This is a genomic window from Modestobacter sp. KNN46-3, from assembly GCF_011039295.1.
Genome location: NZ_JAAKGN010000261.1, coordinates 1 through 3,472 on the forward strand (window position 1 = coordinate 1; position 3,472 = coordinate 3,472).

The 3,472-nt window shown below is 69.1% G+C and carries 4 protein-coding genes and 1 other annotated feature; of the genes, 3 read left to right on the forward strand and 1 reads right to left on the reverse strand.

The features are described 5' to 3' along the window. Positions 1–121: 121 nt before the first annotated feature. The gene (locus tag G5C62_RS26125) at positions 122–1,348 is read right to left on the reverse strand and encodes a glycosyltransferase family 39 protein (RefSeq protein ID WP_164703289.1); all 1,227 of its coding nucleotides are present in this window, start codon (positions 1,346–1,348) and stop codon (positions 122–124) included. 359 nt (positions 1,349–1,707) lie between these two features. Here G5C62_RS26125 and G5C62_RS26130 point away from each other — a divergent pair, with 359 nt between their 5' ends. From G5C62_RS26130 to G5C62_RS26140, 3 genes are all read left to right on the forward strand, one after another. Beyond that, complete coding sequence (locus G5C62_RS26130) at positions 1,708–2,025, forward strand: transposase (RefSeq protein ID WP_164703290.1); 318 nt, start codon at positions 1,708–1,710, stop codon at positions 2,023–2,025. Beyond that, positions 1,986–2,099, forward strand: a sequence feature (AL1L pseudoknot). It overlaps the preceding gene by 40 nt. Then, on the forward strand, positions 2,022–2,927 hold the full coding sequence (locus G5C62_RS26135) for an IS3 family transposase (protein WP_164703291.1): 906 nt from the start codon (positions 2,022–2,024) through the stop codon (positions 2,925–2,927). It overlaps the preceding feature by 78 nt. Before G5C62_RS26130 ends, G5C62_RS26135 begins: the two co-directional genes overlap by 4 nt. Beyond that, positions 2,869–3,472, forward strand: a 604-nt coding sequence (locus G5C62_RS26140) for a helix-turn-helix domain-containing protein (protein ID WP_164703292.1), incomplete at its 3' end; no start/stop codon positions are given. The genes G5C62_RS26135 and G5C62_RS26140, both read left to right, overlap by 59 nt.

The window sequence follows — 3,472 nt, forward strand, 5'->3', positions numbered from 1 at the left end:
TCACCGGCAGCGTGCGGGAGGGGCGCCCGTCCTCGGGTGACTTCGTCCCTGCCGGCTCGGTCGGCCGGAGCTACACCTCGCCCGGCTACCGCTGACCCCTGGTCAGACTCCCCAGTCGCGCTCAGCGACCGATCTGATGCCGCCGAGAGGCGGCGCCGAGTGCCACGTCCCCGGACTTCCGGGGACGAGGCACTCGGCTTCGGTGGTCCGCACGCCTTTCACGCAGCACCATCCCGGTGAGAAGAGCGGAGCACACCGCGGCCTCGATGATGAGCGTGGAATCCAGTGGCTGCCGGAATCGCGTCCTGGTGAAGGTCAGCGCCATGAAGGCGGCGCTGGTCATGAAGACAGTGAGCAGCAGCAGCTCCGGCGGCTTCGGCGGGAACCTGCGCCACAGCGCCAGCCGTACGAGCGCCAACGCGACCAGCGGCACGAACGTCAGGTACGACACCAGCCGCTCCAGTGTGCCGCCGCCGGTCGCGGACGCGGGCTCGTTGTACGGCGCGAAGTAGTTCACCACCTTGCCCAGGTACAGCTGCGCTGCCTCACCAGGGTGCTCGCTCACCCAGGTGAATGCGGCGTCGGTGTAGAAGGCGCTCTTCTCGCTCTCCGTCATGGCCTCGCGCTCGGCAGCTTCTCGGTAGCTGTCCATGTCGGCCGTGACCCCGGAGGTCGGCGTCGCCTCCGCGGAGTTCCCCAGCAGCAGGTTCACGCCGGTGGCGGTGCTCACCGGGACGAACGCGTCGAAGGCGACAGCGTTGCGCGCCGTCCAGAGCGCCACCGGTAGCAACCCGGCCAGCACCGCTGGGACCACGAAGCGAAGGGTCTGCTGACGGAACCGCCACAACGCCCAGAGGACGACGATGAGGGCTGCGAAGGCCAGGGTCGGCGCTGAGTACAGGACGACGACGGCCAGCAGTCCGACGGCGGCTCCGCGCCACGGCCGCGCCGCCCGGGGGTCGATGAGGCTCAATGCGACCGCGCCGAGCAACGCGGCCATCGCCAGCGTCTGCGGGTACAGGGTGGCGGCGGTGTAGACGTTCAGCGGGTAGAGCAGGAGCAGGAATGCCGCGATCCAACCCGCCGACGGCCCTGCGATGTGTGTCGCTATCCGGCGGGCCAACAGCGCAGACACGACGAGCAGTGCCGCCGACACGGCTACGAGCAGCTCGATCGGTGTGCCGAGGAGCCGGAACACCGCGAGCAGCAGGGGCCAGGCCGGCGGCCGGTAGGCGGTGGTCTCCCCGTCCAGTTGATAGCCATCACCGCGCAGCACCGAGTCGGCGATGGTGACGTAGCCCCGTTCGTCGCGGTAGGACAGGTCACCCGTTGCCAGTGCGAAGGCCATGACCACTGCGGAGGCGCACCAGAATGTCGCCCAGGTGAGCCGGTCTCGGTTCGCCCGAACCGCTTTCAACGAATGTGTCACTGTTCTTGACCCCCGTGGTCGGTAGTGCGGGGGACCGTAGCTGAGCCATTGGCACTCCGGGGGCTCGATGTGTCCGATAGTTGGCCATGCGAACTGTGGGCGATAAGACCGTCACGCGCGGTTGGGCAAGTACATCTTCTGCGTGCGCTCGGGCCCATCACGCTGAGCGCCGACAGTGGAACTGATTGCAATGTTGGATATTCGAGCGCGCAATAGGTCGATCGTCTGTCCCGCCCCGGGTCTGATGGAGGCTCTTAATCCACGTGAGGATGAGAGTCATGGCGGCACCGAGGAAGTACCCCGAGGAGCTTCGGGAGCGGGCGATCCGGCTGGCGGTGGACGCCCGGCGTGACCCCGCGACCCGAACAGGGGCGTTGCGCCGGATCGGTAAGCAGCTGGGGATCAACCCGGAGACGCTGCGCAACTGGGTCACCCAGGCCGAGATCGACGAAGGACACCGACCCGGCACCACGACCGATGACGCTCAGCGGCTGGCGGAGTTGGAGCGGGAGAACCGGGAGTTGCGCCGGGCGAACGCGATCCTGAAGAGCGCATCGGCTTTCTTCGCGGCGGAGCTCGACCGCCCACAGCGGTGATCGTCGAGTTCATCGACGCCCACCGGGACGAGCACGGGGTCGAGCCGATCTGCGCTGAGCTGCAGATCGCCCCGAGCACCTACTACGCCCATCGCAGCCGGCCGCCCTCGGCTCGGTCGGTGACGGACGTGGCGACCACCGCGGTGATCGAGCAGGTGCATCGCGACAATTTCGGGGTCTATGGCGCTCGGAAGATCCACGCGCAGCTCCACCGGCAGGGCCATCCAGTAGCCCGGTGCACCGTCGAGCGGCTGATGCGTGCGGCCGGGCTGCGGGGCATCACCCGGGCGAGAGGCCCCCGCACCACGGTCCCCGGATCGGGGCCTGACCTGCGCCCGGACCTGGTCGAACGCGCCTTCACCGCGACCGGACCGGACCAGCTCTGGGTCGCCGACATCACCTACTGCCGGACGTTCACCGGCTGGGTCTACGCCGCCTTCGTCATCGACGTTCACTCCCGCCGGGTGGTCGGCTGGCAGCTGTCCCGCTCGCTGCGCACCGACCTTGCCCTCGACGCGTTGGAGATGGGCATCTGGACCCGCCGGCGGGCCGGCCGGGACCTCAGCGGGCTGGTCCATCACTCGGATAAGGGCGTGCAAGGCGGACTCAACCGGTCGTCGCAACACCTCGTGATCTCGGAGGTGTGCGATGGCGCGTCGTCAGCAGCAGGCGGATCGGGCTTTGCGGCCGGCGATGCGCTCGCCGGGTCGCCCGATGCCGTCCCGGCGGGTGGAGCGCGAGTTCTGGCGCCTGATCGCGCAGGGCAAGCGCACCGAGGACGCCGCGCTCGAGGTAGGCGTGTCGTGGCCGGTCGGGTCGCGCTGGTTTCGCCACGCTGGCGGCATGGCGCCGCTGAGCCTGGCCGAGCCCACCGGCCGGTACCTGTCCTTCCACGAGCGTGAAGAACTCGCGCTGCTGAAGGCGAAGGGCCTCGGCGTTCGGGCGATCGCTCGGGAACTTCAGCGCGATCCCGGCACGATCTCCCGTGAGCTGCGGCGCAACGCCGCGACCCGCAGTGGCAAGCGCGAGTACCGCGCGACGGTCGCGCAGTGGAAGGCGCAGACCGCCGCCCGCCGGCCCAAGCGAGCGAAGCTTGCGAGCAATCCGCGGCTGAAGCAGTACGTCCAGACGCGGCTCAGTGGGCAGCTGCAGCGGCCCGACGGCAGCGTCGCGGCCGGGCCACCGACGACCTGGAAGGGCTTGAACAAGCCGCATCGCGATGACCGGCGCTGGGCGAGGGCCTGGAGTCCGGAGCAGATCAGCCGACGGCTCGTCCTGGACTTCCCCGACGATGCTGACATGCGCATCAGCCACGAGGCGATCTACCAGGCGCTCTACATCGAAGGCCGCGGCGCGCTCAAGCGTGAACTCGTGGCCTGCCTGCGGACCGGACGAGCGCTGCGCAAGCCTCGAGAACGCTCGCGCAACAAGCCACAAGGTCACGTCA

Coding starts and splice junctions, on each gene's coding strand:
- G5C62_RS26125 (WP_164703289.1), bottom strand. CDS start 1,348: ATGGCCTTCGCACTGGCAACGGGTGACCTGTCCTACCGCGACGAACGG.
- G5C62_RS26130 (WP_164703290.1), top strand. CDS start 1,708: ATGGCGGCACCGAGGAAGTACCCCGAGGAGCTTCGGGAGCGGGCGATC.